24 protein-coding genes and 1 tRNA gene are annotated in these 25,222 nt (G+C 59.1%); 15 read left to right on the top strand and 10 right to left on the bottom strand.

All coding sequences use genetic code 11. From position 1 onward, the window contains the following. The first annotated feature begins 1 nt into the window (after position 1). Positions 2-583 (top strand): extensin-like domain-containing protein, encoded by a 582-nt coding sequence (locus tag V6N02_RS13050; protein ID WP_371226042.1) that lies wholly within the window; start codon positions 2-4, stop codon positions 581-583. On the opposite strand, the gene V6N02_RS13045 is transcribed toward V6N02_RS13050, so the two are convergent. Next, positions 580-1,587, bottom strand: coding sequence for a DUF2125 domain-containing protein (locus tag V6N02_RS13045; protein ID WP_371226041.1), 1,008 nt, complete (start codon positions 1,585-1,587; stop codon positions 580-582). The two genes, V6N02_RS13050 and V6N02_RS13045, sit on opposite strands and share 4 nt — an antisense overlap. A 68-nt stretch (positions 1,588-1,655) precedes the next feature. Between V6N02_RS13045 and V6N02_RS13040 the strand changes: the two genes are divergently transcribed. The 3 genes from V6N02_RS13040 (at position 1,656) to V6N02_RS13030 (ending at position 5,220) form a co-directional block, all read left to right on the top strand. Continuing rightward, positions 1,656-2,186: a gamma-glutamylcyclotransferase gene (locus V6N02_RS13040; RefSeq protein WP_371226040.1), complete on the top strand. Its 531-nt coding sequence runs from the start codon at positions 1,656-1,658 to the stop codon at positions 2,184-2,186. A 67-nt stretch (positions 2,187-2,253) separates the two neighbouring features. Then, positions 2,254-3,468 carry a biopolymer transporter ExbB gene (locus tag V6N02_RS13035; RefSeq protein WP_371226039.1) on the top strand — a complete coding sequence of 405 codons (1,215 nt, stop codon included), beginning with the start codon at positions 2,254-2,256 and terminating at the stop codon, positions 3,466-3,468. 3 nt (positions 3,469-3,471) lie between these two features. After that, positions 3,472-5,220, top strand: a complete 1,749-nt coding sequence (locus tag V6N02_RS13030; protein WP_371226038.1) for a peptidoglycan -binding protein — start codon at positions 3,472-3,474, stop codon at positions 5,218-5,220. Here V6N02_RS13030 and V6N02_RS13025 read toward each other — a convergent pair. The 3 genes from V6N02_RS13025 to gloB all read right to left on the bottom strand — a co-directional run bounded on the left by V6N02_RS13025 (position 5,207) and on the right by gloB (position 9,439). Then, a complete protein-coding gene (locus V6N02_RS13025; RefSeq protein WP_371226037.1) occupies positions 5,207-6,178 on the bottom strand; it encodes a M23 family metallopeptidase in 972 nt (323 codons plus the stop codon). The two genes, V6N02_RS13030 and V6N02_RS13025, sit on opposite strands and share 14 nt — an antisense overlap. Continuing rightward, positions 6,178-8,514, bottom strand: a complete 2,337-nt coding sequence (clpA, locus tag V6N02_RS13020) for an ATP-dependent Clp protease ATP-binding subunit ClpA (RefSeq protein ID WP_371226036.1) — start codon at positions 8,512-8,514, stop codon at positions 6,178-6,180. The genes V6N02_RS13025 and clpA overlap by 1 nt, the downstream gene beginning before the upstream one ends. A gap of 157 nt (positions 8,515-8,671) precedes the next feature. Next, positions 8,672-9,439 carry a hydroxyacylglutathione hydrolase gene (gene gloB / locus V6N02_RS13015; protein WP_371226035.1) on the bottom strand — a complete coding sequence of 256 codons (768 nt, stop codon included), beginning with the start codon at positions 9,437-9,439 and terminating at the stop codon, positions 8,672-8,674. Positions 9,440-9,502: 63 nt separating this feature from the next. Between gloB and V6N02_RS13010 the strand changes: the two genes are divergently transcribed. After that, positions 9,503-10,243: a methyltransferase domain-containing protein gene (locus V6N02_RS13010; RefSeq protein ID WP_371226034.1), complete on the top strand. Its 741-nt coding sequence runs from the start codon at positions 9,503-9,505 to the stop codon at positions 10,241-10,243. A gap of 3 nt (positions 10,244-10,246) precedes the next feature. Here V6N02_RS13010 and V6N02_RS13005 read toward each other — a convergent pair whose 3' ends face one another. Then, the gene (locus tag V6N02_RS13005) at positions 10,247-10,585 is read right to left on the bottom strand and encodes a VanZ family protein (RefSeq protein WP_371226033.1); all 339 of its coding nucleotides are present in this window, start codon (positions 10,583-10,585) and stop codon (positions 10,247-10,249) included. A 291-nt stretch (positions 10,586-10,876) separates the two neighbouring features. Between V6N02_RS13005 and V6N02_RS13000 the strand changes: the two genes are divergently transcribed. The 6 genes from V6N02_RS13000 to V6N02_RS12975 all read left to right on the top strand — a co-directional run bounded on the left by V6N02_RS13000 (position 10,877) and on the right by V6N02_RS12975 (position 16,544). Continuing rightward, the gene (locus V6N02_RS13000; protein WP_371226032.1) at positions 10,877-11,074 is read left to right on the top strand and encodes a hypothetical protein; all 198 of its coding nucleotides are present in this window, start codon (positions 10,877-10,879) and stop codon (positions 11,072-11,074) included. Between the two features lie 510 nt (positions 11,075-11,584). After that, positions 11,585-12,145, top strand: a complete 561-nt coding sequence (locus V6N02_RS12995; protein WP_371226031.1) for a F0F1 ATP synthase subunit delta — start codon at positions 11,585-11,587, stop codon at positions 12,143-12,145. Beyond that, positions 12,146-13,684, top strand: coding sequence for a F0F1 ATP synthase subunit alpha (gene atpA, locus V6N02_RS12990; RefSeq protein ID WP_371226030.1), 1,539 nt, complete (start codon positions 12,146-12,148; stop codon positions 13,682-13,684). A 13-nt stretch (positions 13,685-13,697) separates the two neighbouring features. Then, positions 13,698-14,579 carry a F0F1 ATP synthase subunit gamma gene (locus V6N02_RS12985; RefSeq protein ID WP_371226029.1) on the top strand — a complete coding sequence of 294 codons (882 nt, stop codon included), beginning with the start codon at positions 13,698-13,700 and terminating at the stop codon, positions 14,577-14,579. Positions 14,580-14,599: 20 nt separating this feature from the next. Continuing rightward, complete coding sequence (gene atpD / locus V6N02_RS12980) at positions 14,600-16,024, top strand: F0F1 ATP synthase subunit beta (protein WP_371226028.1); 1,425 nt, start codon at positions 14,600-14,602, stop codon at positions 16,022-16,024. 94 nt (positions 16,025-16,118) lie between these two features. Then, complete coding sequence (locus V6N02_RS12975) at positions 16,119-16,544, top strand: F0F1 ATP synthase subunit epsilon (protein ID WP_371226027.1); 426 nt, start codon at positions 16,119-16,121, stop codon at positions 16,542-16,544. A 72-nt stretch (positions 16,545-16,616) separates the two neighbouring features. On the opposite strand, the gene V6N02_RS12970 is transcribed toward V6N02_RS12975, so the two are convergent. Beyond that, positions 16,617-16,802 carry a hypothetical protein gene (locus V6N02_RS12970; RefSeq protein ID WP_371226026.1) on the bottom strand — a complete coding sequence of 62 codons (186 nt, stop codon included), beginning with the start codon at positions 16,800-16,802 and terminating at the stop codon, positions 16,617-16,619. A gap of 181 nt (positions 16,803-16,983) precedes the next feature. On the opposite strand from V6N02_RS12970, the gene V6N02_RS12965 reads away from it, so the two are divergent. Together V6N02_RS12965 and V6N02_RS12960 are read left to right on the top strand one after the other, a co-directional pair. Next, positions 16,984-18,582, top strand: a complete 1,599-nt coding sequence (locus V6N02_RS12965) for a hypothetical protein (protein WP_371226025.1) — start codon at positions 16,984-16,986, stop codon at positions 18,580-18,582. Between the two features lie 125 nt (positions 18,583-18,707). Further along, entirely contained in the window at positions 18,708-19,055 is a 348-nt protein-coding gene (locus tag V6N02_RS12960; RefSeq protein WP_371226366.1) for an H-type lectin domain-containing protein, read from the top strand. A 53-nt stretch (positions 19,056-19,108) separates the two neighbouring features. Here V6N02_RS12960 and V6N02_RS12955 read toward each other — a convergent pair whose 3' ends face one another. Next, entirely contained in the window at positions 19,109-20,392 is a 1,284-nt protein-coding gene (locus V6N02_RS12955) for an NADH:flavin oxidoreductase/NADH oxidase family protein (RefSeq protein ID WP_371226024.1), read from the bottom strand. 96 nt (positions 20,393-20,488) lie between these two features. Beyond that, positions 20,489-20,562 (bottom strand) — tRNA-Gly (locus tag V6N02_RS12950). 119 nt (positions 20,563-20,681) lie between these two features. On the opposite strand from V6N02_RS12950, the gene cmk reads away from it, so the two are divergent. Next, positions 20,682-21,293 (top strand): (d)CMP kinase, encoded by a 612-nt coding sequence (gene cmk / locus V6N02_RS12945; RefSeq protein WP_371226023.1) that lies wholly within the window; start codon positions 20,682-20,684, stop codon positions 21,291-21,293. Here the strand turns inward: cmk and V6N02_RS12940 are convergent. Beyond that, positions 21,290-22,657 (bottom strand): DUF3179 domain-containing protein, encoded by a 1,368-nt coding sequence (locus V6N02_RS12940; protein ID WP_371226022.1) that lies wholly within the window; start codon positions 22,655-22,657, stop codon positions 21,290-21,292. The two genes, cmk and V6N02_RS12940, sit on opposite strands and share 4 nt — an antisense overlap. A gap of 131 nt (positions 22,658-22,788) precedes the next feature. Further along, positions 22,789-23,196 (bottom strand): hypothetical protein, encoded by a 408-nt coding sequence (locus tag V6N02_RS12935; protein WP_371226021.1) that lies wholly within the window; start codon positions 23,194-23,196, stop codon positions 22,789-22,791. Between the two features lie 203 nt (positions 23,197-23,399). On the opposite strand from V6N02_RS12935, the gene rpsA reads away from it, so the two are divergent. After that, positions 23,400-25,154: a 30S ribosomal protein S1 gene (gene rpsA / locus V6N02_RS12930; protein WP_371226020.1), complete on the top strand. Its 1,755-nt coding sequence runs from the start codon at positions 23,400-23,402 to the stop codon at positions 25,152-25,154. The last annotated feature ends 68 nt before the right edge of the window (positions 25,155-25,222 follow it).

Below are 25,222 nucleotides of genomic sequence, written 5' to 3'. Positions count from 1 at the left end.
TGTGGTTGATAATGTCCGCAACGTGATGGGTGGCAAAGGCGATACGGCCAGTTTCAGCGCCGAAGGATCGGTCTGCGGGGTTCCTGCAATCAAGGGCGAAGAGATTGGCGATGTGCCTGGCCCGGGTGCCTGTGGCGTGGAAAATGCGGTGCGGGTCACGTCTGTGGGCGGGATTGCGCTGAGTCAGTCGGCGACGATCAACTGTGGAACTGCCAGGGCGCTGAATGGCTGGGTGCTTGGTTCTGCGATCCCGACAATTGGAGATACTGGCGGAGGGTTGAAATCGCTGAAAGTAGCGGCGCACTATGCTTGTCGTAATCGCAACCACAAACGCGGCGGACGTTTGTCAGAACACGCCAAGGGCAATGCGATTGATATCTCGGAATTCCGTCTGGCCGATGGCAGCGCGCTGACCGTGACACAACATTGGAGTGGCGGTAAAAAGGGCCGGATCATGAAGGATTTGCACGCTTCTGCCTGCGGTCCCTTTGGCACAGTGCTTGGCCCGAAATCAGACCGCCACCATCAAGACCATTTCCACTTTGATATAGCCGACTATCGCAGCGGACCTTATTGCCGTTAGCGCAGCTTAAGAACCGGGGCGGGGCCAATCGGCACAGGCCCCAACAACACACGGCCATTGCGAAAATCCAACGGGATGTCCAGGGTCTTGGGGTTGCCCGCTAGGCCAGCGATCAATCCAAGCCCGTCTTCCAACGTGCCTGCCAATCCTTCGGGCAACGCTCCGGCTTTGACCGCCAGGGCCAGAATATCCCGCCAGTTGCGCGCCTTGATTGTCAGAGACCCGTCGGGCATGCCATTTGCGTCTACGTTCAGATCGCCCGCGACCTGCAATTCCAACTGCCCCCACCGCGCCTCGGCCAGCTTGACCTTGATCTGACGCGGTTGCGGGCGGGCCTGTTCAATGGCCAGCCGGTCCCAAGGTTTGTCGAACGTGACGGTGATATCCGCCGTGAGGGCGTCCAGTGTCTCGGGCAGTGTGCCGCCCGGGTCCAGATGCGCGCGCCACGGCAGCGAGGGTGCGAACCCGTCTGCGGACAGTCCCAGCCGGTAGCTGGCATCGCCGTCCACGGGCACGCGTTCGGCTGCGAGCGTCAGTGCTGCAATCCTGGTGGCCTCGCTCTCTCCCACTGGCGTGATCACCAGATCTTCGGCTGTCAGCGTGGTTCGGGCCAGCGTCAGCAGCGTGGAGGCTTCCAACACCAGGCTGGCGCGCATATCGCTGCTGTTTACATCCAGTTTTTCGTAAGGCGACGCGATACGTTGAGCGTTCGGCCAGACGGCGATGACATGATTTGGCCGATAACTCAGCGCCAATATCTGGAAAAACGGCGCCTCCCACGCCAATCCGGTCGCAGGATCGGCCAACGCCAGATCGGTGAAACTGGTGTCGATCCGGTTCGGGTAACCCGCAACGCTAAGGTCGCTGTACTCGGCCACCCAACCGTCGGCGCGGCGTTCGTCGAACCAGATCTCGAAGCCGGACTTGACGCCCGTCGAGCCCAAAAACCAATAACCCGACCAGCCTGCCACCGCCACAAGCATTACCGTCAATAGCAACCGCATCGGTATCGCCCCTTTCCTGCCTCATCGACATGGTGTTTATAGGGTCAAACGCCGTGAGGAACAGCAAAATGACACTATGGGTCTTTGGGTACGGATCGCTGGTTTGGAATCCCGGCTTTGACGCGCAGGAACGGGTTCTGGCGACCTTGCCGAGATATGCGCGCAGCTTTTGTATGCGCAGCATCCATCACCGCGGGACCGACGAGAATCCCGGCCTGGTTCTGGCCCTTGATGAATGTCCGAGATCGGTCTGTGAAGGCGTGGCGCTGTCTGTGGCCACCGATCGCCAGGACGAGGTGCTGGCCTATCTGCGTGAGCGCGAATTGATCTCGTCCGCCTATCTGGAAAAGTTCTTGCAGATCACGCTAGCGGACGGTCGCGAGGTTGAGGCTGTGACCTATGTGGTCGATCCGGATCACGTGCAGTATTGCGGCGGGCTGGACCTTGAAGAACAGGCCCGCATCATCGCGCGGGCGGTTGGTGGACGTGGACCCAATGATGAATATCTCTACAACACCGCCGCCCATCTGAACGAGCTGGGTATCCACGATCCTGATCTGGCATGGCTGAGCCGCCGGGTGCGCAGCCTGGCCGCATAAACCCTTGGCTTAAAGGGGCAGAGCGCGTAGGCTCCCCATAACAAAATCAGAGCCGGGAGCCGTCCAGATGGACCAGCCGGACCGCGAGGTCGAGCCGCAGTTTTCCCACCCTGTCCGACAGATCATGCTGATGCTGATCGTTTTGGGGCTGACGGGGCTAGGGGCCTTTTTGGCCTTGCCCCGGGTGTTGCCTGTGTTCCAGGCAAATCCATGGCTGAACGGCTTCATCGTTTTCGTGTTTATCATCGGGGTTGTCGCCTGTTTCTGGCAGGTGTTCCAACTGATCGGATCGGCGCGCTGGATCGAAGGGTTTGTTGCGAAAACGCCCGGTCACGAGATGGTTCAGCCGCCGCAATTACTGGCCCCGCTGGCGACATTGCTGCGTCAACGCGGCAAGCGGATGCAAATCGCATCAACCTCGGCGCGATCCATTCTGGATTCGGTGGCACAACGCATCGACGAAGCGCGGGAAATCACGCGTTACATCGTCAATATGCTGATTTTCCTTGGGCTTTTGGGGACGTTCTATGGCTTGGCGACAACGGTTCCGGCCGTTGTCGACACGATCCGCAGCCTGGCCCCGCAAGAGGGCGAGGCTGGCGTTGAGGTATTCAACCGCCTGATGACGGGGCTTGAGGCGCAGTTGGGGGGGATGGGTGTCGCCTTTGCGTCGTCCCTGTTGGGGCTCGCCGGGTCGCTGGTGGTGGGTTTGCTGGAGCTGTTCGCAGGTCATGGGCAAAACCGGTTCTATCGCGAGCTTGAGGAATGGATGTCAACCATCACACGGGTCGGATTTTCTGCCGGAGATGGCGAAGGCAGCGTCGAAACCCATGCCGTGGCCGGTGTTCTGGACCACATGACTGAACAGATGGAGGCGTTGCAGATGATGCTGACGCAATCCGATGTCAGCCGCGCCATGGTTGATGAAAAACTGGGGGTCGTGGCGGATTCCATCGAACGGCTGACCCACCGTATGGGCGATACGAACCCCGTGAACGCCGCGTTGATGCGCGTGGCGGAAGGGCAAGACCGTTTGATCGAAACCCTCGAAAATCAGGATCGCGGTGGCGATGGCATGGATGCCGAAAGCCGGATGCGCCTGCGCTCGATCGATGTTCAGATGTTGCGCATCCTTGAGGAAATCAGCGCGGGCCGTCAGGAAACCATGACCGAATTGCGCACCGATCTGGCCGCCCTGACCAAGATTTTCGACCAGCTGCGCAATCCTCCTCCCAGCCCGCGCAAACTGCGCAAGGGGCAGGACCCCGAGCAGGACAGTTAAGCGATGGCCCTGTCGCGCCGCACCGGAACCCGCTTTCAGGCCTCGATCTGGCCGGGGTTCGTGGATGCGATGACGGGGCTGTTGCTGGTGCTGATGTTCGTTTTGACCATCTTTATGGTGGTGCAATTCGTGCTGCGCGAAACCATCACAGGGCAGGAAAGTGAGCTGGACGCGCTCAGCGCCGAAGTGGCAGCGCTGGCCAACGCACTGGGGCTGGAAGAAGATCGTAACGCCTCGCTGACCGAACGCGTGGGCGAATTGACCTCGACCTTGGGTGCGGCGCGCAGCCTGCAGGAAGAACAAGCCGCCCGGATCGCCAGTTTCGAGGAACAGGTCGCCAGCCTTCTGGCTGCGCGCGACACCGCCCTTGACAGGGTGGGCGAATTGGAAGGGCAGCGCGATCAATTGCTGTCGGATGCCGAGGCGTTGGAACTGGCCCTTGCGGGGTTGCGCGACGAGGTGGACGCCCAAGCCGAAGCGGCCCGGCTGGCGGCGGCCCGGCGTGAAGCACTGGATGCGCTGATTGCCGATCTGCGACGCCGCAATGCAGAAGAACAAGGCCAGACGGCGGCTTTGCGCGCTGAACTGGCCGAGGTGGAAACGCAGCTCACCGAGGAAGAACAGGCCCGTCTGGCAGAAGCGGCAGCGGCCGAGGCCCTACGCGAGAGGCTACAAAACGCTGATACGGAACTGACCGCGATGACGCTGGCTTTGGAGGAGGAGCGCCGAAAGGCCGAAGAGACGCTGACCCTGTTGGCCGCTGCGCAGGCTGCGGGCGAGGATCTCAATCAACAACTGGCAGCGGCCCTTCTGGCAGGTCAGGAAACCGAGGCGACGGCGGCGGCGTTGGAAGAACAGGTGGCGGCTTTGATGGCTGCGGCCGAAAGCGATGCATTGAATGATGAAGCGATACGCACGGAGTTGACCGCTGCGCTGGCCGCGAAGCTGGCGGCGGAAAGCGAGGCTTCCGAACAGCTCAGCCGCGCCGAAGAACGGGCCGCCTTGTTGGCCGAGGCACGCGCGCAACTGGCCGAGCAGGAAGAGATCACCGACGAGGCACAGCGCCAGCAGGCCTTGCTGAACCAACAAGTCGCGGCCCTGCGCCAACAGCTTTCCGGGCTTCAGGCGCTTTTGGATGATGCGAAGGTCCGGGAGGCGGCCACCGAGGTGCAACTGCAATCCTTGGGCAACGAATTGAACACCGCGCTGGCCCGTGTGGCCGCAGAAGAACGCCGCCGCGCCGAGGCTGAAGAGGAAAAACGCAAGCTGCTGGAGCAGGAGAAAGAGAATCTTGAGCGGTATCGATCTGAGTTCTTCGGTCGCTTGCGGGATGTCATCGGCGCGCAGGAAGGGGTGCAGATTGTCGGGGACCGTTTCGTGTTCTCCTCGGAGGTGTTATTCGCCCCAGGCGAAGCGCGGCTGTCACCCCAGGGGCAAAGCGAGATTTCCAAGGTTGCGGGAATCCTGAGCAATGTGGCCGATGAAATCCCGGACGAGATTGACTGGGTCTTACAGGTCGATGGCCACACGGATGACGTACCCCTGATCCGGGGCGCGCAGTTTGCCGACAATTGGGAACTCAGCCAGGCACGCGCCCTGTCGGTCGTGCGGTACATGGTGAATTTTCTTGGGATCCCGCCCGATCGTCTGTCGGCCAACGGGTTTGGACAGTATCAGCCGATCAATCCTGACGACACACCCGAAGCGCGGGCACAGAACCGGCGGATCGAATTGAAGTTTACCGGGAAGTGATTGTGATATCGGCGCGACGCCAGGCGATCAACTCATTGCTGCGCATCAGTCTGACCATGCCGCGATAGTCCCCCACGGGCCAGCCCGCGTCCGGAGCCTTGCGGCCATAGGCGCGGAACAGCTGTACCTGCGGATCCTCCAGCGGAATTGTGGTCTCGAACACGATGCCGTCCGGGCCTGTGGCGGAGACTTCCAGCAGATCACCTGGCTGGGCATGGAAAGCATGGGCATAAAGGACCAACGGTTCGTCCGTGTATGAGGTCGTTGCTCGCGCAGCACCGGATTTGACGGCCTCAAAGCTGGGCACCGATGTCGAGAAGCCAGCGTTAAACAGCCCTGTTGGATCGTAGGCGGGCGGGGTGGCCCACAGCCCGTCTTGCCCTGCCTGCCTGTCGCAGGTGCCATCGGCATCCGGCGCGAAGGGGTCAATCACCTTGCCATCCTTGAGAACGGTCAGGTGAACATGCGGAATGTTGGTCAGCCCGCTGAGACCGACTAGGCCAAGCGGATCACCAACTGACACCCAGTCGCCGGTTTGTACCGCCACAGAGCCTTGCTTCATGTGGCAGTACAGGGTTTGCCACCCATCGCCGTGATCAATGCGCACCGCATTGCCGCATTCCTGGCCTTTCACCTTGTCGCGCGTGTCGACGGTGACGGCAATATCGGGCATGCTGTCACGGGTAGCGGCCACCACACCGGGCGCGGCGGCGAGAACGCTCACGCCGGTTTCCATGGCCTCAAAAGACTGCAGAACGATATCCGTGCCACGATGCCCATCGCGGCTTTTGATGCCGCAGGTGAAATCGGACATACCGTCACCGGGATCGGCGTCGACGTAATCCTCAATGTAACAGGTCTGACCAAGCGTGCAGTCCAGCGGCAGATACAATTCAGGCGGCCCGGCATGGGCCGCCTGCGCGATAAGAACGAAACTGCCTAGCGCAACAGCGCGCATCAGTCTGCGGTCAGCAGCGGTGGCTTTTTCTTGCCCGAGATGCGGGGCTGATCGGGGCCCTCGATCTTCAGGTCGATCTTGCCATCCTTGATCCCCACCTTGACCACACCACCCTTGGCGAGCTTGCCGAACAGCAATTCCTCGGCCAGCGGCTTCTTGATATGTTCCTGGATCACCCGACCCAGCGGGCGGGCGCCCATCTTGTCGTCATAACCCTTGTCGGCCAGCCATTCGGCGGCAGGTTTGGTCAGCTCGATGGTCACGTTGCGATCCATCAGTTGCGCCTCAAGCTGCAACACGAACTTTTCGACCACTTGCAGGATGACCTCTTTGGGTAGCGGCGAGAAGCTGATTACCGCATCCAGACGGTTTCGGAATTCGGGCGTGAAGGTGCGTTCGATTGCGGCGGTGTCTTCACCCTCGCGACGATCGCGCCCAAAGCCGATGGCCGATTTGGCCTGTTCAGCGGCACCGGCATTCGATGTCATGATCAGAACCACGTTGCGGAAATTCACCGTGCGCCCGTTATGATCGGTCAGGTTGCCGTGATCCATCACCTGCAACAGGATATTGAACACATCCGGATGCGCCTTTTCGATTTCATCCAGCAGCAGCACGCAATGGGGGTGTTGATCAACCCCATCGGTCAGCAAGCCGCCCTGATCAAAGCCGACATAACCCGGAGGGGCGCCAATCAGGCGGCTGACAGCGTGTTTCTCCATGTATTCCGACATGTCGAACCGCAGCAGTTCCACCCCCAGCGTATCGGCCAGTTGCTTGGCCACTTCGGTCTTGCCGACGCCAGTAGGGCCCGCGAAGAGGTAGTTACCGATGGGTTTCTCCGGTTCGCGCAAGCCTGCGCGGGACAGTTTGATCGCCGAGGACAGCGCATCAATCGCCGTATCCTGTCCAAAGACCACCCGTTTCAGGGAGGATTCAAGGTCCTTGAGAACCTCTGCGTCATCCTTGGACACATTCTTGGGCGGGATGCGGGCGATCTTGGCCACAACATCCTCGATTTCCTTGGTGCCAATCGACTTGCGACGCTTGGAGGCAGCCACCAGATGCTGAGCCGCGCCCGCCTCGTCAATCACGTCGATGGCCTTGTCGGGCAGCTTGCGGTCGTTGATATAGCGCGCGGCCAGATCGACAGCCGATTTGATCGCATCATTGGTGTATTTGACCGAATGGTGATCCTCGAAATAGGGCTTGATGCCTTTGAGGATTTTGATTGCGTCCTCTACCGTTGGTTCCACCACGTCGATCTTCTGGAAGCGCCGCGACAGGGCGCGATCCTTTTCGAAATGCTGACGGAATTCCTTGAACGTGGTCGAGCCCATGCAGCGCAGCTTGCCGCCCTGCAAGGCCGGTTTCAGCAGGTTCGAGGCGTCCATCGCCCCGCCCGATGTGGCCCCGGCACCAATCACGGTGTGGATTTCGTCGATGAACAACACCGCATCAGGGTGGTCCTCAAGCTCGGTCACCACGGCCTTCAACCGTTCTTCAAAATCGCCGCGATAACGGGTGCCAGCCAGCAACGCGCCCATATCGAGCGAGAAGATGGTGGTTTCCGACAACACTTTGGGCGTTTCGCCCGTCACGATTTTGTGGGCCAGACCTTCGGCAATGGCGGTTTTGCCCACGCCCGGGTCGCCCACCAGCAACGGGTTGTTCTTGCGACGGCGGCACAGCACCTGAATGCAGCGCTCTACCTCGCTGTCGCGACCGATCAGGGGATCAACATCGCCGGCACGAGATTTCTCGTTCAGATCAACACAGTATTTGGCCAGCGCGGACTCGCCTGCCTCCACGGCATCAGATTCCGCCTCGGCACGATTGACACCGTCTTCTCCTTCGGACGAGCCGGTGACAGGGCGCGATTCTCCATAAGCGGGGTTCTTGGCCACGCCATGGGCGATGAAATTCACCGCGTCATAGCGGGTCATGTCCTGTTCCTGCAGGAAATAGGCCGCATTGCTTTCACGTTCGGCAAAGATGGCGACCAGCACATTGGCGCCGGTCACTTCGGTGCGACCAGAGGATTGAACGTGAATGGCAGCGCGTTGGATGACGCGTTGGAAAGCGGCAGTCGGTACTGCCTCGGACCCTTCAATGTCGGTGACCAGATTGGCCAGGTCATCATCAATAAACTCGACCAGGGTGGTGCGCAGTTCTTCGGTTTCGACATTGCATGCCTTCAGAACGCGCGATGCGTCTGGTTCGTCGATCAACGCCAGCAGTAAGTGTTCCAGCGTCGCGAATTCGTGTTGGCGGGTATTGGCCAAGGCCAATGCCGCATGGATTGCCTGTTCCAGCGTATTTGAGAATGAAGGCACGTTTGGTGCTCCTTCCAGATCTTGGGTCGAACCGGGTGGCTCAACCTTGGCCTCATAGTATTAAAGTTTGGTCGATATCGGCCATCCTTCAAGTTTTTTCTTCCCCAGAGCGGTCACAATTATCGTGAGTGATGCCGATTTGGGCGGATTGACGGGTTTAAAACCTGTCCTTTCGGGCGCGAATCTCGGCGAAAACCTCGGCGTCGCTGGCCGAAGTCAGGCCAAGATGAGCGCGAATTGCAGGGTCAGACGCCCTGAGGAATGGGTTTGTGGCCAGTTCATCAGAGAGTTTGGTCGGTACGGTGGGCTGCCCCGCTGCGCGGGCGTTACTCACCTCGTTAGCCCTTGAGATAAGGGCGGGATTGTCAGGGTCAATGGTTAGTGCAAACTTCGCGTTGCTTTGGGTGTATTCATGGCCGGAACAAACGGTGGTGTTACCCGGCAATGCGGCCAGTTTAGACAGGCTGCCCCACATTTGCGCGGCCGTGCCTTCAAACAGGCGTCCACACCCCAGTGCCATCAGGCTGTCGGCGGTAAAAACCACCTGACTATCCGGGAAATGAAAGGCGATATGACCCAGGGTATGGCCGGATACATCAATGACAGTGCCGGTTTCAGGGCCAATCTGAACGTTATCCCCTTCGCTTACGGCCATGTGCAGAGGAGGCAGGCGGTGAGCATCCGCGGCGGCGCCGATCACCTTGGCAGGGTATTTCTCAAGCAGGGCCGGGACACCGTCAACGTGATCATAATGGTGATGGGTCAACAGGATATGGCTAAGCGTCCAGCCTCTGGTTTCCAGGGCATCCAGAATTGGCCCGGCTTCGGGCGCATCGATTACGGCGGTTTCGCCACTGGCCGGATCATGCAGCAGGTAAGCATAATTGTCCGAAAGGCAGGGAATGGTCAGGATTTCCAATGTCATTGTGTTTTCCCCTTTGCCCGATACTGATAGGATCAAGAGTGACCCAATCGGAACGCCGACGCAATGCATCTTGATGTGCAAGATCTTAGGAATTTCTATTACCGCAGCGCGCTGGGCCGGGCGGTGCAGAAAACCGTGCGTGGTGAAGTCGCTAAATTGTGGCCCGAGGCGAAAGGGCAAACAGTCGCGGGTTTTGGCTTTGCCGTGCCTTTTCTGCGTCCTTACCTGCCCGAGGCGCGTCGTGTGGTCGGGCTGATGCCGGGACCACAGGGGGTGATCGGCTGGCCACAGGGGATGCCGAACGTATCGGTGCTTTGTGAAGAAACCGCATGGCCGCTGGAAACCGGGCATGTTGACAAATTGTTTGTGATCCACGGGCTCGAAACTTCTGAACAACCCTCGAACCTGTTGGAGGAATGTTGGCGAGTGTTGGGGCCGGGCGGATCCGCCCTGTTTGTTGTGCCCAACCGCGCCGGGTTGTGGTCACGATCGGACAAGACGCCATTTGGATTCGGGCGCCCGTATAGTCAAAGCCAGCTGGAAACACAGCTGAAGTCGCACAGCTTTCTGCCCGAACGCCACGCGACGACGCTGTATCAACCCCCGTCTGAGCGACGTTTCTGGCGCAAGACGGCGGGTATGTGGGAAAGCCTGGGTGGCCGGTTGAGCGTGGTCGTGGCGGGCGGGGTTCTGATTGTCGAGGCCAGCAAACGCGTACAGGCCCCCAGTGGCCCGGGCTTGCGCGAAACCGTGCGCAAACCGCTGGAGGTGCTCAGGCCCAAGCCCGAGGCGAAACCAGTGTGACTCTTAGCGCGCCTGACGGTATCGCCCTTTAAGCAGGCTGGGGACACTGCCGGTCAGGCTGCCCAACGCGTCGGCCAGAAGGTCATCCCAATCACCTGAACGTCCCACGAAAGGCTGAATCAGTTCGATCACTGCCCCATAGGTGATGGCCAGCGGCACCAGCCAAAGTATCCAACCCGGACGCACCCAGCTGAGTGGTAGCACAAGCATGGCAAATGCCGCGAAATGAAGTTGTTTGTCCGTGAAGGGCAGGCCCGATCCCTCGCCAGGCGGCGTGAGGGTGCCATAGGCGATGATCACGGAAATGAGAAGGGTAAGCAAAAAGGGCAAAGAGCGGCTCATGGTGTGGGCCTATACGTTCAAGCTTGATCATGAAAGCCCGAGAATGACGGTTCGCTGCGCGATACTTGTTCAGATCGGATTTCGTGTTGAGATTGCAAAGTCAGATTGATATTCTACCCTTGGTTTTAGGCGTGGGAATAGCATCGCTCGAAGTCCGGGCCGCTACCGCTTGCCGCCGTTGCGAACCCGTTTGAATATTTCATACTCTTTCAGAGGGCCTTAGAAGAAACAATGCGTATTGAAAACCGAGATTCAAAACCGAGATCCTGGTTTGTCTATAATTATGAAGATATGATGCAGGCAATCGCTCTGGCCAGTGGCTGGCTGGATGCCAATGGCTCGAAAGACTGGGAGCCGCCTGAAAACAGGACAGGCAAATACACGGTTTTGATCAAGCGAGACAAAGGCGGCGGGTCAGTTATGGCGTCTGGCAGTGGCACGGATCGAAGTACCTACAAGTTTGATGGCTATACGCTGGCCGTGACTTGAGGTCTGAGGGTCTCCGGCTGCCAGGCAGGGCCGGATGCAACAACCCTTTCGTAACCATGCGGCGCGGTTTTCGGTTACACCTGAAAAGCTGCGACAGTGAGCAGGCGGAGGCGAGCGCCCGGCTAGCAAGAAATATAACCTTGGGCGAAGTGGGACATTCGCGCGTGAGGCGCCCGATACCGAATTGGTGGCGCTAACGCCGCTGAGCCAAGCAAATCGCGCAAAACTTACCTAACGGCAGCCCGATGGCATCAAGGAATCGCAAAAAGGTGTGGAAAAGTGATCTTTTTTGCTTGGATAAATCGGCGCATTCGGTCGCAGTCTGGTTAATTGTCTGATATTTATGAAAATTCTTTCATCGGCCTTCCAATTCATGCGGCTTGCGAGGTAGACAAGGCTCTGCTACACCCCAGCCGAATTTGGGTGTTTCGTGTATCTTAATGCCTCTAAACGTCCCCGGACGCGCTCTGCTATGCGACTAACCGGGGCCAGACAATCGGAAGGGTGGACGTGTCCGAACCAGCTTCGATCTCCTCCGGCATCGCCGCGCGCTATGCCACCGCCATTTTCGAGATTTCGAAAGAGAACAAATCTCTGGCGAAGCTTGAATCCAACATCACAGACCTTGCCAGCGCATTGAATGACAGTGCCGAGCTGCGCGACCTGATTTCCAGCCCGGTTCTGACCCGTGCCGATCAAGGTGCCGCGATTGCCGCGATTGGCAAAAAGATGGGTCTGGAAGACGTGATGCAGAACGGTCTCAGCCTGATGGCCGAGAAACGCCGCCTGTTCGTCATGCCGCAACTGGTCGCCCAGCTGCGCGCGATGATCGCCGAAGACAAAGGCGAAGTCACCGCAGACGTAACCAGCGCCAAAGAACTGACCAAGGCACAGGCCGACAAACTGGCCAAGACGCTGAAGGCCAGCATTGGCAAAGACGTGAATATCAATACGACCGTTGATGAATCCCTCATCGGCGGTCTTGTCGTTAAGGTGGGCTCGAAGATGATCGATACGTCGATCCGCTCCAAGCTCAATTCCCTCCAGAATGCAATGAAAGAGGTCGGATAAATGGGTATCCAAGCAGCAGAAATTTCTGCGATCCTGAAGGACCAGATCAAGAACTTTGGTCAAGACGCAGAAGTGGCCGAAGTCGGCCGTGTTCTCTCGGTGGGGGACGGCATCGCCCGTGTTCACGGGCTGGACAACGTACAAGCCGGTGAGCTTGTCGAATTTCCGGGCTCGATCATGGGTATGGCCCTGAACCTGGAAGCCGACAACGTCGGTGTTGTTATCTTCGGGTCCGACCGGGACATTAAAGAAGGCGACACTGTTAAGCGGACGCAATCCATCGTGGACGTGCCCATCGGTGACGAACTTCTGGGCCGCGTTGTGGACGGTCTGGGCAACCCGCTGGACGGCAAGGGCCCTATCAACGCCAAAACCCGCGGTGTGGCCGACGTCAAAGCGCCCGGCATCATCCCGCGTAAATCGGTTCACGAACCGATGGCAACCGGCCTGAAATCGGTTGACGCGATGATCCCGATTGGCCGTGGCCAGCGCGAGCTGATCATTGGTGACCGTCAGACCGGTAAGACCGCTGTGGCGCTCGACACCATCCTGAACCAGAAAACCTACAACGAAGCCGCTGGCAAAGACGAAAGCAAGAAGCTGTACTGCGTCTATGTCGCTGTTGGCCAAAAGCGTTCGACCGTTGCGCAGCTGGTGAAGAAACTGGAAGAAAGCGGCGCGATGGAATACTCCATCGTTGTGGCCGCCACCGCATCGGACCCTGCACCGATGCAGTTCCTGGCACCTTATTCTGCCACTGCGATGGCCGAGCATTTCCGCGACAATGGCCGGCACGCCCTGATCGTGTATGATGACCTGTCCAAACAGGCCGTGTCTTATCGTCAGATGTCGCTGCTGCTGCGTCGTCCGCCCGGACGTGAAGCCTATCCGGGTGACGTTTTCTACCTCCACTCCCGCCTGCTGGAGCGGTCTGCGAAACTGAACGAAGACAATGGCGCCGGCTCGCTGACGGCTCTGCCGATCATCGAAACCCAAGGCGGCGACGTGTCAGCGTTTATTCCGACCAACGTGATCTCGATCACCGACGGTCAGATCTTCCTGGAAACCGAACTGTTCTATCAGGGCATCCGCCCGGCGGTGAACACTGGTCTGTCGGTGTCTCGTGTGGGCTCGTCCGCCCAGACCAACGCGATGAAATCGGTTGCTGGTCCTGTGAAACTGTCGCTGGCTCAGTACCGCGAAATGGCGGCTTTTGCTCAGTTCGGTTCCGACCTTGATGCCGCCACCCAGCAGTTGCTGGCTCGTGGTGCGCGTCTGACCGAGCTGATGAAGCAGCCGCAATACTCGCCCCTGACCAACGCCGAGATTGTTTGCATGATCTACGCCGGTGTGAACGGCTATCTGGACAAAATCGAAGTGAACCAGGTGGGTCGCTTTGAATCCGGTCTGCTGAACCACCTGCGTGGCAAGCACCAGGATCTTCTGGATTACATCACCGACGAAGACCCCAAGGTCAAAGGTGAAGCCGAGGACAAGATCAAGGCCGCGCTGGACGAGTTCGCAGCAGACTTCGCATAAGGGGAGATAGGCAATGCCGAGTCTCAAGGACCTTAAAACCAGGATCGAGTCGGTCAAATCGACCCGCAAGATCACCAAGGCCATGCAGATGGTGGCCGCCGCGAAACTGCGGCGAGCACAGGAAGCGGCCGAGATGTCGCGCCCCTATACCGAACGCTTTACCCATGTAATGGGCAAGCTGGCGGCGTCGGTGGGCGACAATGAAAGCGCACCGAAGTTGTTGCGTGGCACAGGGGCCGATCAGGTTCAGCTATTGGTGGTTATGACCGCCGAGCGCGGGCTGTGTGGCGGCTTTAACGGCAACATTGCCAAGCTGGCCAAGGCCGAGGCTGAAAAGCTGATCGCGGATGGCAAGACGGTGAAGATCGTTACCGTTGGCAAGAAAGGCCGCGATGCGCTGAAACGCGATCTGGGCGATCATTTCATTCACCATGTCGATATGACCGAGGTGAAGAATGTCGGCTACGCGGATGCACAAGCGGTCGCTACGGATATCCTTGACCGTTTTGAAGCGGGCGAGTTTGACGTCGCCAAGATCTTCTTTGCCAAGTTCCAGAACGTCGTGACGCAAATCCCGACGATGCAGCAGGTGATCCCGTTTGATGTGCCTGCCGGTGAGGATGACAGCGGCAACGCCGACAGCTTTTACGATTACGAGCCCGATGAAAGTGCCATTCTGGCCCAGCTTCTGCCGCGTGCGGTTGCGACGGCCATCTTCAGCGGCCTGCTGGAGAATGGGGCGTCCGAACAGGGTGCGCGGATGTCTGCAATGGACAACGCCACGCGCAACGCGGGCGAGATGATCGACAAACTGACCATCGAGTTCAACCGCTCACGTCAGGCTGTGATCACCAACGAGCTTATCGAAATTATTTCGGGCGCTGAGGCGCTCTAAGAGAACCGGAGAAACGAAACATGGCAAATGCAAAAGGCAAAGTCACACAGGTGATCGGCGCCGTTGTGGACGTTCAGTTTGACGACCACCTGCCCGAAATTCTGAACGCGCTGAACACCGACAACAACGGTAAAAAGCTGGTTCTGGAAGTGTCGCAGCACCTTGGTGAAAACACCGTGCGCTGCATCGCGATGGACGCCACCGAGGGCCTCGTGCGTGGTCAGGATGTGACCGATACTGACGGCCCGATCATGGTGCCCGTTGGGAACGTGACGCTGGGCCGCATTCTCAACGTGATCGGCGAGCCGGTCGACGAAGGCGAGCCGCTGAAAGCCTCCGAGATGCGCGCGATCCACCAGGACGCACCGCTGTTCGAAGAGCAAGCGACCGAATCCGAAGTGCTGGAAACCGGCATCAAGGTGGTTGACCTGCTGGCGCCATACGCCAAGGGTGGTAAAATTGGCCTCTTCGGCGGTGCCGGTGTGGGCAAAACCGTTCTCATCATGGAACTGATCAACAACATCGCCAAAGTGCACTCGGGTTTCTCGGTGTTCGCGGGTGTGGGTGAACGGACCCGTGAAGGCAACGACCTTTACCACGAGATGATCGAATCCAACGTGATCAAGCCCGACAATCTGGAAGAAAGCCAGGTTGCCCTGGTTTACGGTCAGATGAACGAACCTCCCGGAGCGCGCGCCCGTGTGGCCCTGACCGGTCTGACGCTGGCCGAACAGTTCCGCGACCAGTCCGGAACCGACGTTCTGTTCTTCGTGGACAACATTTTCCGCTTTACCCAAGCGGGCTCCGAGGTGTCGGCTCTGCTCGGCCGTATCCCCTCGGCTGTGGGCTATCAGCCGACACTGGCCACCGACATGGGTGCCATGCAGGAACGCATCACCTCGACCAAAGCGGGGTCGATCACCTCGATCCAAGCGGTTTACGTGCCTGCGGACGACCTTACTGACCCCGCCCCTGCGACAACCTTTGCTCACTTGGACGCGACAACCGTTCTGAGCCGTGCGATTTCCGAACTGGGCATCTACCCGGCTGTGGACCCGCTCGACTCAACATCGCGTCTGATGGACCCCTCCATCGTGGGTGAAGAGCACTACCAGGTGGCCCGTGACGTTCAGGGTATCCTGCAACGCTACAAATCGTTGCAAGACATCATCGCCATTCTGGGCATGGACGAACTCAGCGAAGAAGACAAACTGACCGTGGCCCGCGCCCGGAAAATCCAGCGCTTCCTCAGCCAGCCGTTCGACGTTGCGAAAGTGTTCACCGGTTCGGACGGTGTGCAGGTGCCTCTGGAAGACACTATCAGCTCGTTCAAAGCGGTTGTGGCCGGCGAATACGATCACCTTCCCGAAGGCGCCTTCTACATGGTTGGTGGCATCGACGAAGTGATCGCGAAAGCCGAGAAGATGGCTGCCGAAGCCGCCTAAAGGCGGGGTGCGTGAAATCACGCACCCTATACGGAGATGATCTTGGTGTAGGGTGCGTAATCTTACGCGCCTTCCATCGGAAAAGGAGGCCATAATGGCTGATACAGTCCAATTCGATCTGGTAAGCCCCGAGCGCCTGCTCGCCTCGGTGTCAGCCAAAGAAGTACAGATCCCAGGGTCCGAAGGTGACATGACCGCGCTGCCCGATCACGCACCGCTGATTACCACTTTGCGTCCCGGGGTTCTGAAAGTGACCAGCGACAAGGGCACCGACGAATACGTCGTGACCGGCGGTTTCGCCGAGATCAACGAGGAAAGCATCTCGGTGCTGGCCGAACAGGCTGTTCCGCGCGGCGATGTCACGCAGGAACAGTTCAAGGCGATGGTGGATCAGGCCACCGACGCTCTGGCCAAGGCGCAGGAAACCTATGTGAATGAACCTGGCCCGGTTGACGAAGCCGCCAAGATGCTGGCCGATATGGTCGCCATCGGCGACGAGATTGGCCTGAGCGCCAACTGATCATCCCGCATATGGAATGAAAAAAGGCCCGTCAGCGACGGGCCTTTTCTTTTGTCGCGTCCCAAGAAGGGATCAGGCGGAACGGCTCACCGGCTGGCAAAAGGTGCCCATAAGGCGCTGGATCAGGGAAGGGCGTGCGGTGCGGACCACATCCTGACGATCACAGGCTTTTTGCATCTTGTCGCTTTTTTGCGCAGCCAGAGTTGCGTTTGAGAAGGCTCCGGCCAGGGTGACGTTGCTCAGAAGAGTAGGTGTCATAGTCTTAGTCCTTAGGTTTGATGGGCGGCCGATCCGCCGTGTTGATGACAAAGATATAACTCCCTCCCGTCAGCGGCGCGTGAAAATGCCCGTGATTTTCGCAGGGCTTCGGCTGGCAGAACCGTGATTTCACCGTTAAAGTTGGGCCTACAGGCGTTATTTTGAACATTGCGAGACCTTGATGCTGCGTTTGACCCTTTTTGGGAGCTTTTCATTGGCCGATGCCAATGGCTCCAAAATCGCGTTGACATCGCGTAAGGCCAAGGCGCTTTTGGCCTATCTGGCGCTGTCACCCGGCTTGTCCCGCAGCCGCGAGGAAATCATGGCTCTGCTGTGGTCCGACAGGGGCGAGGCACAGGCGCGGGGTTCTTTGCGTCAGGTGCTGAGCGGTCTGCGCAAAGAGCTGGGTGATGCCGAGAGTGTTTTGCGTATCGACAATGAAAAGGTGGCCCTTGATCCGTCCAAACTTGCCGTGATGGAGGGTAATGGTCAGGATCTGCTGGCGGGGTTCCACCTGAACGACGACGCATTTGAGGAATGGTTGCGCGATGAACGGCTGCGCCTTGAAGCTGCGCCTTCCAAAACCGGAAGTGGCAACACCACGCGGGAAATGCCTGATATCGCGGTGCTGCCTTTCGAAAACATGTCACGATTGCCCGAGCAGGATGCGTTCTCGGACGGAATCACCGAGGATATCATCACCGAACTGACCCGGTTCAATGGCTTTACCGTCTACTCGCCCTGGTCGTCCTTTCACTATGACGACGAAATGACGACCGAGCAGATCGCGCAAGAGCAAGAGATTGATTACGTTCTTGAAGGCAGCGTGCGCCGCTCCGGGGATCGGGTCCGTATCACCGCGATGCTGTTTGACGCGGAGACGGTAAACCATGTCTGGGTGCAGCGGTTTGACCGTGATCTGGGTGACGAGTTTGCCGTGCAGGAAGAGGTTGCCAAAGAGATTACCACCGCAGTTTCGCTCAAGATCGAGGCCGATGCGTATGACGAGGCTGTGGACAGAGCGGAACGCGACCGCAGCGCCTATGACTACGTGTTGCTGGGCGAACGGGCGCAACGTGAAGACTGGTCCGCCCCCGAGGCGGTTGCCATGTATGAGAAGGCCATTGCGCTTGATCCCGAATGTGCCCGGGCCTACGCCAACCTCGCCAACTGGCATGCTTGCAGTAGCCTTTCCAATTTCGTGCCCCCGGAAGAGGCCTATCGCAAAACCCGCGAGATGGGCGAGATAGCGCTGAACCTTGCCGCCAAAGATGCCATTGTGCTGGCCATTCTGGCGGATGCATATGCCGCAGTCGGTGATAGCACCCTGGCGCGCCAGTGCATCGACAAGGCAATCCGCCAGAACCCAAACCACCACTCGGTGATGATATTCGCTGCCAGCACCCTGGCCTGGTTGGGCGAGACCGAACAATCCCTGACCTGGCTGGCGCGGTACCAGCTTCATGATCCGCTTTGGACGGCTGCGGCGATGGAAGCCTGCCTTGAAGTTTACTACCTTGCCGGACGCTTTGACGAGGCCGTGGCCACCGTCGCTCGCTGGACCGATTTGCCGCTTAACCTGTTGGCATCACTGGCCGCTGCCCATGCCCAGGCCGGGCAGTTGGATGAGGCCACCGAACTGCGGGCGCTCTACGAGGCTGGGTTGCCCGAGGGGCGAAGCTTTGAAGATCATATTCTGGGTCCGATGCGTCAGTGTTACAGCCAAACTGTTGTTGATCGGTGGGTTGAAGGCTTTACCAAGGCCGGGTTTGCGGTGTGAGTTCACAGTGCAGATGCGCCTCGGATCACTCGGACAAGGCATAAGGCCACAGCCCTTCTTTTTTTCTTCGCAATTCTGCCCAAAAACCATATTAGTCGAGCGCGGTTAGGATTTTTTGCACGATGATGAAGTTTTTCAACACGGCCATTGGCATTGATCAGGGCGAAGACGTCCTGTTTTCTGACTATGAGGATGGCGGTGAAATGTGGACCGGCAGTGGCGCGCGCGAGCGGCGGCACAGGGTCAAGTTCTCGCAGCCGTTCAAGGCCGTTCCTGCCGTGCATATCAGTCTGTCTCTCTGGGATATGGACAGCGCCACCAATGCCCGCGCCGATGTGGCGGCAGAAAAGATTACCGAAAAAGGGTTCGAGGTGGTTTTCCGCACCTGGGCCGATACGCGCGTGGCCCGTGCCCGCATCCGCTGGATGGCGATTGGCGAGGTCGAACACGAGGATGACTGGCAACTCTATTGACCGTCGGCGATTTGTTTTGAGAGGCGGCGCGGAAGACTGCCGAGAGCGCTGACTTACCCAAGGCGCGTCAGTTTGCGACGCAGGCCCAAAAACGTGGTTCGGCTGAGATACCAGATAAAACAGCCAAGCGCGTTGGCCCGGCCTTCGGCCTGGGGCGGTTGTCCACGCGACATCCGGGTCATTTGCCACGCAAAATACTCGACCCGAGACACTGTATTGATCAGGTTGATCAGCCAGTTTTTTGCGTTCACCCCAAACCGTCCGCGCCCGATCACCAGCCCGTCCTCTTCTATGCCGATCCTGTCGCTCGTCCCGCTCAGCAGCGATGTGGCGGCGTCCGGATGCACACAGGTTGGTCGGGCCAGGCCGATCATATCAATACCATCCTGAGAAACCGCCTGTTCCATGGTTGTGCGGCTGCGAAAGCCGCCGGTCACCATGATCGGAACGTTTACCGCCCGGCGCACTTCCCGCGCATAGTCCAAAAAATAGGCCTCGCGCTTTTGCGTGCTCTCGCGCTGTTCTTCCTCGGTGCCGGTGACAAAGCTCATCTGCTCATAAGTTCCCCCCGAAAGTTCGATCAGGTCAATGCCGTCCGCTTCCAACCATTTGGCAACCTGTGCGCAGTCCTCCAAAGTGAACCCGCCTTTCTGAAAATCAGCCGAGTTCAGCTTGACCGCCACTGGAAAATCCGGGCCGACGGCCGCGCGGGTTGCCGCGTAAATACCGCGCAGGAACCGCGCCCGGTTCTCCAGCGATCCGCCCCATTGATCGTTGCGTCGGTTGGTGATCGGCGACAGGAACTGGCTGATCAGATACCCATGGGCGCTGTGGATCTGCACCCCGTCAAATCCTGCCTTCTGCGCGATCCGGGCCGTTGTAGCATAGCGCGCGATCACATCGTCGATGTCTGCCTCTGTCATTTCTTTGGGTTTGCCGAACAGTCCCAGAATCCGCAGTTTTTCCGAAGAGGGGGACAGGGGCTTGGTGTTCACAACGACGGGGCACTGGCGGCCGGGATGGTTGATCTGCATCCAGATGTGACTGCCCCCTGATTTCGCTGCCTCGGCCCAAGCCTTCAACGCCTCAAGCCCGCTTTCGTCTTCAGCAACCACATTCCCGGGTCGCTCAAGATAGCGTCCGTCGACCATGACGTTTCCGGTAACCTGAAGCGCCAACCCACCCTCAGACCATCGCTTGTACAACCTTTGGTGCGCCTCGGTCGGCCGATCACGGCGGTCGGCCAGCGCCTCGGTCATCGCGCTTTTGGACAGGCGGTTTTCCAGGCGAACGCCGCATGGCAGGTCCAGAGGTTGAGAAAGAACCGAATGCGTCATGATGACCTGCCCTATACCTGATATCGGGGCGAGTGTGTCAGACCTCGGAACGCAAGGCCACAGGTGTTCCAAATTGCACCCGAGATTGTCTGATGATGGAGCGGGTAACGGGAATCGAACCCGTAACTAAAGCTTGGGAAGCTGCCGTGATACCTTTTCACCATACCCGCAACGCGCCATGGTCTACTTTGCCGCTGATCGCGATGCAAGGGGGCGGGGTGTGCTGCCACGGGTTTTCTTGTGACGCAGGGGGCTTGAGCCGCCGGGGACCATCCGCTAGGCAGCGCGCATGAGTTTTACAGTGGCAATCGACGGGCCGGCCGCGGCGGGCAAGGGCACCATCTCGAAGGAGGTGGCGGCGCATTTTGGCTTTGGGCATCTCGATACCGGGCTGCTTTATCGTGCCACCGGGCGGCGCACGTTGGATGGGACCGATCCGATTGCAGCCGCACGGTCGTTGCAGGCCGAAGACCTTAACGGTGAAGACCTTCGCACGCCCGAGGTGGCCCAGGCCGCCAGCCGGGTTGCCGCCATTGCCGAGGTGCGTGCGGCGTTGTTGGATTTCCAACGGGCCTTTGCCGCGCGGGCCGGTGGCGCGGTGCTGGACGGGCGCGATATCGGGACGGTGATTTGCCCCAATGCGCAGGTGAAGCTGTATGTCACGGCCAGTGACGACGTCCGCGCGGGTCGTCGCCGCAAAGAGCTGATCGAGAAGGGCCACGACGTCACCTACGAAGAGGTGCTGGATGATCTGCGCCAGCGGGATGCCCGCGACTCTGCGCGCGCGGCGGCGCCGTTGAAACCTGCTGCAGATGCGTTGATCCTCGACACGTCCCATATGACCATCGAGGATGCTGTGGCCGAGGCGATCCGGTTAATTAAAACCGTGCACGCCGCTTAACCGTCGTAAAGCGCGCTTTCGGCCCCGAGATACCCGTTCCACGCAAACCAGTAAGCTACGTGCCCGGCCACGCGCGGCAAGCGTAGCCCGTCCGGGGCAATCAACGCGTCTTCTGTGACTTGCCAACGCGTGCCATCATCCGAGGTCAGCTTTTGCGCCGTGCCGGAAAAGCGCGCGCCGTTGCTTTCATAGGCACGCACGGTACGCCCCTTGTTATCCCCGATCAAAACCAGTGGTCTGCCCTGCATTGAATCGTTGATCACCTTTTTGCGCCTGAAGGCCTTCAGCGGCCAGGCCTTGGCGCCGCCGAATTCGCGGATTCCAAAAACGTAATCCTTCTGGCGATGGCGGCTTTGATCCACGACCGTCGGGAAAATCAGATCGCGCGAGGCGAAATAGTCCTGATAAACAACGCCCGAGCCGTAATTGCGCCGATGCCCGGTCTCCAAAGACAGCACTCTGGTGTCGGGGTTGTTGCGTTTCCAGTCTTTCCAGGGGGCAATCACCACTGGGCGCTGTTGCAACTCGAGTCCGCGCCCCATCAGTTTGCCCGAGACAGGTTTCCCGGTGAACTGGTTCCACAGCGAGTTGGTGGCGCGGTCAAACATTAGCTTGTTGGAGCGATAAAGGAACCCGGAGGAGCCAAAGATCAGTTGCTTTGAGCGCCCCCTTACCTTGGTTTCAAACAGAATGCCCGCGCCGCAGAGCGTGCAATAGGCCAACGCCACGGGCACGCCGCCGATCACCTCGTTGAACATCTCGTGCCAGCCCATAATGCGCAGCGGATAGGCGCGGGTGTCACCGTTGATCGATACGCCAAAGACCAAGTTATCATCGCGCATATAGGTCGCCTGGGCAGCGGCAATCAGGGCGGGATTGTCGAGCGACGGGATACCATCCTTGCGCACGCCGCCCCAGGTGATTTCCTCCAGCCGGATCGCCATTTTATCCCGACGCAGGTAGCGCGGGGCGAGGAAGACCTCGAAATTGGGATCGATGCGCAGGTAAATCTCGCGCTTCATGGCAATCAGCGAGGGTTGATGCGGAATGATCTGGGGATTGCGCTCCTGCCAGAGCATCCAGTCGAACCATGTATCCCCTGCGTCTTCTCCGGTGATGGCGCTCAGCGTTTGGGCGAAGTGCACCACCGGCAGGCGCGAAAACCGCATCGCCATGATCACGCCCGCGGCCAGGTCGGGTTGTCCGCGCTCTCTGATCTGTTTCAGCGCGGCGAAGGCGGCATCGCCGGGGCCGTTGACCGTGGCCATCAACATGTCGAATTCCGGCGTAGCGGCAAAAGCCATGGTCGGGGTTAGGCCCAGCCCGGCAAGCGAGGTGGCGAATTGGCGGCGGGTCAAGGGCATCGGTGTGGCTCCGTTATGGGTGACACCAACATGACGCCATTGCCGCTCACACGCATCAAACATCTGAGTGATAAAAGGGTGAGGGCCAGCGTCAGTTCACGGGGAATGATGAACCGGGCCGCAAGGCTTTGTTAGCTGGGGCGAGGAATCAGGGACGCGCGGTCGCCCATCACCCAACGGATCACATCCACATAGTCGATCACCAGTGACGCGCCCAACGTCCCAAAGAACACCCAGGCAATGATCAGGGGGAAGCCATTCAAGGCTCCGGAACGCAGGCGCGGCCAGAGCCACACCAGCAGCGGTGTCCACAGCACGACATGCCCTAGGCCCAACAGACGCACATATCCCACTTGCGCATAAAGCCACAGCATCACCGGGCCCGTGACCAGCGCCACGATCAGACAGACCAGCCCGATCCGCCGACTTTGCGCAAAGGCCAGCAGGGCGACCGGGGCGAGAAACATCACGCCTATCAGCCAGGCGAACCAGATTTGCAGATGAAACGGTTGGGTTGCGGCGGCCTCGGCAAATGTCATGCATGTCTCCTTTATGCCCAATAAGGAGTGCGCAAACGCATTAAGGCAAGGCAAAGGACCACCGATGCCCCCGCTTAGGTCTTGATTCCTTCAATAGGCCTGTCTATACGGCCCCTGTCGACACGGCGGAGACCGTCGCGAAATTAATGAGAGAGCAGGGTCGGGAATACCGGCCCTCTTTGTTTTGCGCTTTGCCTTGACCAATGAAACCCCAAGACCGGCGGAGACAACCGCACGGCCAGAAACACGAAACGTTAGGATTGAAACGCCACATGGCTGAAAACACATCAATGGAGGAATTCGAAGCCCTCCTGAACGAAAGCTTCGAAATGGACACACCCGAAGAAGGGTCTGTTGTCAAAGGCAAGGTCATCGCGATCGAAGCGGGCCAAGCCATCATCGACGTCGGCTACAAAATGGAAGGCCGTGTCGAGCTCAAAGAATTCGCAAATCCCGGTGAAGCCCCCGAAATCGCAGTTGGCGATGAGGTCGAGGTGTATCTGCGCGCGGCCGAAAACGCCCGCGGTGAGGCTGTTATCAGCCGCGAGATGGCCCGCCGCGAGGAAGCCTGGGATCGTCTGGAAAAAGCCTACGCGGATGATCAGCGCGTTGAAGGTGCGATCTTTGGTCGTGTCAAAGGCGGCTTTACTGTTGATCTGGGCGGCGCTGTTGCGTTCCTGCCCGGTTCGCAAGTGGATGTGCGCCCCGTGCGCGATGCCGGCCCTCTGATGGGTCTCAAGCAGCCCTTCCAGATCCTGAAAATGGACCGTCGCCGTGGCAACATCGTTGTGTCGCGTCGCGCCATCCTGGAAGAAAGCCGTGCCGAACAGCGCGCCGAGGTTATTGGCAACCTGACCGAAGGTCAGAATGTCGACGGCGTGGTCAAGAACATCACCGAATACGGTGCCTTCGTGGACCTGGGCGGTGTCGACGGCCTGCTGCACGTCACCGATATGGCCTGGCGCCGTGTGAACCACCCGTCGGAAATCCTGACGATTGGCGAAACGGTCAAGGTTCAGGTCATCAAGATCAACAAAGAAACGCATCGTATCTCCCTGGGCATGAAACAGCTGCAGGACGATCCGTGGGATCTGGTGGCTGGCAAGTACCCGCTCAACTCAGTCCACACAGGCCGCGTGACCAACATCACCGATTACGGTGCCTTTGTTGAACTGGAGGCCGGTGTTGAAGGCCTCGTGCATGTCTCGGAGATGAGCTGGACCAAGAAGAACGTCCACCCCGGCAAAATCGTGTCGACCTCTCAGGAAGTCGAAGTCATGGTTCTGGAAATCGACTCGGCCAAGCGCCGCGTGTCTCTGGGCCTGAAACAGACCATGCGCAACCCGTGGGAAGTGTTCGCCGAGCAATTCCCCGAGGGCACCGAGGTCGAAGGCGAAGTCAAGAACATCACCGAATTCGGTCTGTTTATTGGCCTCGAAGGCGAGATCGACGGCATGGTTCACCTGTCCGACATTTCGTGGGACGAGCGTGGCGAAGACGCGATCCAGGGCTACAAGAAGGGCGACATGGTTTCGGCCGTTGTGTCCGAAGTGGACGTGGAGAAAGAGCGTATCTCGCTGTCGATCAAAGCCCTGGGCGGTGACAAGTTCGCCGAAGCCGTGGGCGGCGTGAAGCGTGGCTCGATCATCACCGTTGAAGTCACCTCGATCGAGGATGGCGGCATCGAGGTCGAATACGAAGGCATGAAATCCTTCATCCGTCGTTCCGACCTGTCGCGTGACCGCTCCGAGCAGCGCCCCGAGCGCTTCTCGGTCGGCAACAAGGTGGATGTGCGCGTGACCAACGTGGACAGCAAAACCCGCCGTCTGGGCCTGTCGATCAAAGCCCGCGAGATCGCGGAAGAGAAAGAAGCCGTGGAACAGTACGGTTCGTCTGACTCGGGCGCATCGCTGGGCGATATCCTTGGCGCGGCGCTGAAAGGCGACGACGACAAGTAAGTCTGACAGCTGAAGATAAAAAGGCCCCGCCGGGAAACTGGCGGGGCCTTTTTCATGATTGCCTCCTG

The organism is Roseovarius conchicola, from assembly GCF_041403425.1.
Classification (GTDB): domain Bacteria; phylum Pseudomonadota; class Alphaproteobacteria; order Rhodobacterales; family Rhodobacteraceae; genus Roseovarius; species Roseovarius conchicola.
This window is presented reverse-complemented; position numbering and strand designations above follow the sequence as displayed.